3 protein-coding genes are annotated in these 3,111 nt (G+C 59.8%); all 3 read left to right on the forward strand.

Annotation, left to right across the window (positions count from 1 at the left end):
- Positions 1-1,010: RHS repeat-associated core domain-containing protein (locus PLL20_22080; protein ID HPD32689.1), on the forward strand; the 1,010-nt coding region annotated here is incomplete at its 5' end.
- A 156-nt stretch (positions 1,011-1,166) separates the two neighbouring features.
- The gene (locus tag PLL20_22085) at positions 1,167-2,027 is read left to right on the forward strand and encodes a formylglycine-generating enzyme family protein (GenBank protein HPD32690.1); all 861 of its coding nucleotides are present in this window, start codon (positions 1,167-1,169) and stop codon (positions 2,025-2,027) included.
- Between the two features lie 335 nt (positions 2,028-2,362).
- Entirely contained in the window at positions 2,363-3,109 is a 747-nt protein-coding gene (locus tag PLL20_22090; protein HPD32691.1) for a hypothetical protein, read from the forward strand.
- The last annotated feature ends 2 nt before the right edge of the window (positions 3,110-3,111 follow it).

The following is a 3,111-nucleotide window of genomic DNA, read 5'->3' on the forward strand; positions in this document are numbered from 1 at the left end:
ATTCGTCGCGGTCCGGCACTTCCTGGATCGTCCAGCCCGGCTACCCGCAGCGGTTTGTCTACGACGAGTGGAATGTCGTCCTGGTCCTCAACGACAGCGGTGACTCGACCCGCAAGTACACATGGGGGCTGGACCTGTCCGGCACGATCCACGGCGCCGGCGGCATTGGCGGGCTGCTGGCCTGCGAGGAGCCCCAGGCCGTGGGCGACCCCAAGCGATACTGGTTCATGTACGACGCCAACGGCAACGTAGGCCAGGTCCTCGACGCCACGGACACCGGCAACATCTCCATCGCCGCCCGGTATGAGTATGATCCGTATGGCAATCCAATCCCCATCCCCCAGCCCCCAGGCCCTGGTCCGTACGCGGACCTCAACCCCATCCGGTTTTCGACGAAATGGTTCGACTTCGAAACCGGCCTGGGCTACTGGGGCTACCGCTACTACTCCCCACGGCTCGGCCGATGGATCAGCAGGGATCCGATTGGAGAGAAAGGTGGCCTCTCTCTCTATGCCTTCGTGCTGAATCGACCCGCCTGTCGTGTAGATCCTCTCGGAGAGTCATGCAAGGTGTACTTCAAATGCTCGCTCGCAAAATCGACGCCGCGAGGCAAGTGCGACATGGATTGCGATTACTCCTGCACAGAAACCAAGCGAGAAAATGTGGGAGGCGGAATGGTGACGTGCGATGAGTTGCCGAGTCCCGTGACGTATACTCTCAGTACGGGTGGGGAGGGTGGCATTTTGTGTCATCTCACTGAAGGTCTGTGTGGAGCGAGAGAGTCTTGCGCCTCGACTAAGCAGCACTCACAGCTGTATCTCCACATAGACGACCCCTCGCGGGATTGTAGTCGCGCCGCCTGCCGAAACGGATGCGACAGCGCCTACGACACTGCCGACGTAGCTTGCGACAAACTCAAGGGGCCCCTGAAAAGCGCATGCAAGGCTGCTGCAAAGGCGGCACGAACAACCTGTTATGAAGGCTGCAACGCTTGGTGCAAACAGCCTTGAGAGCGGACATTGGTGAGAAGCGGCGCCCGGGCGCTGACCCGTTGTGTTGGCGATGGGAGTATGTGACAGGCGCGGCCTCTATCAGGGTAAGGTGCCTTGTTGGGTCGGGTTTTCTAACCCGATGGACCGTCAACAGGATAGTCACGAGAGGTAAGAATGCGAAGACCACTCCTTGTGCGCAGATGCGGTAGTCTTATCTGTCTGATCGGACTCGGCTTCCTGGTGGGTGGCTTGGCGGGATGCACCAGGCATGAAGCCGAGCCTGCGCCGGCTGTCGGCCCTCAACGCGTTCAGGAATTCACCAACTCACTTGGCATGCGAATGGTTCGACTGGAGTCCGCAGATTTCTTGGTGGGACGCCGGCAATCACGCCTGAGAGAGCAAGACTCGCATCTTGAGAAGCTTCGCCAGGTGCGGATTGATGGACCGTTCTACATTGCGGCGACAGAGACGACACGGGCACAATACGCGGCGCACATGAAGGCGAAGGGTGCGGCTCCGACACTGGACCGAGTGGAGAATATCGTGGGCGAGAAGAGTGGGGGCGACCTGCCCGTCAACTACGTGAGCTGGGAGGACGCGGTGAGCTTCTGCAAGTGGCTATCGGACGTCGAGAACCGCCGGTATAGGTTGCCGACATGCGCAGAGTGGGAGTATGCCTGTTACGCCTGCGATCGGAGTGCGAGCGGTACTGAGAAGCTGACACCACTGGGAGACTACGCTTGGTATCGGGGCAACGCTGGGAGGAACGGCGTGCATCCTGTCGCGTCGAAGAGGCCTAATGACGTTGGGCTCTTCGACATGCTTGGCAACGTGTGGGAGTGGTGTGCTGACATCGTGCCGGCGTCTGTTGTAGACGGAACGCCTCCTTTCAAAGGGCGTGTCTGTGCCTTCTGTCGCGGAGGCGCCTATTTCAACTCTGAGGAATCCTGCAACTGTTCCTCTGCGTATGCATTCAATCCTATTGACTATCGTGCGGAAGGGCTTGGTTTCCGCGTCGTCTGTGAAGGGTATTAGGGCCGGATCGTAAAAGATGTCACCCATTAGCCCCCGTCTGGTCAAGCGCGAAAATCCCCTTGGCGAGTCTTTCTTGTCAGATTGACCGCCTGAAATCGCCGACGTTGCCGGCTTTGCCCGTGATACGCACTATGGTCTTCGTTCGTTTGGTTATCATGCACCTCCCGGGCACGCACCAGTCGGGATGATTTGTCCGCTCCAACAGTGGCGCTCGCAGCGCCTTCACCGGCGGCAGTGGCGTCCATCACTGGGATTTCGGGTACAATGGACGCAGCGAGTTAACCGGCGGGGAGCGTCGGACGGGTGCGAACCCGGGTCAGGGTACGCTCTTTGCCTTGAAGGGTGATTTCGACTACGTTTACGATCCGATAGGCAACCGGACGGAGTCCAATGTGGATGGAGCCTCACCGGCCATGACCTATACGACCAACGCGGTCAACCAGTACACGGCCACGTCCGACCCGGAGTCGTTCACCTACGACGAAGACGGGAATCTCGATACCGACGGGCTCTTCAAGTATGCCTGGGACGCGGAGAACCGCCTGACGGCCGTCCAGACCAAGCGGGCGGGCGACCCTGTCGACGGCGATACGCTGGTCGAGTTCAAGTACGACTACATGGGCCGCCGAGTGGAGAAGACCTATTCGTCGCGGTCCGGCACTTCCTGGATCGTCCAGCCCGGCTACCCGCAACGGTTTGTGTATGACGACTGGAATGTGATCTTGGTCCTCAACGACAGCGGTGACTCGACCCGCAAGTACACGTGGGGGCTCGACCTGAGCGGCACGATCCACGGTGCGGGCGGCATCGGCGGGTTGCTGGCAGTCGAGGAGACGCAAGGCACGTTCCAGGGAGCGTACTGGTTCTTCTACGACGGCAACGGCAATGTCGGGCAGGTGATCAAGGCCAGCGATCAGAGCGTCGCCGCCAGGTACGAGTACGACCCCTACGGCAATCCAATCCCCATCCCCCAGCCCCCAGGCCCCGGTCCGTACGCGGACCTGAACCCCATCCGGTTTTCGACGAAATTGATAAATAGGATAAATAGGGACAGTCACCTATTTACGACGACGGGAACCTGACG

Source organism: Phycisphaerae bacterium (assembly GCA_035384605.1).
Lineage (GTDB): Bacteria > Planctomycetota > Phycisphaerae > UBA1845 > PWPN01 > JAUCQB01.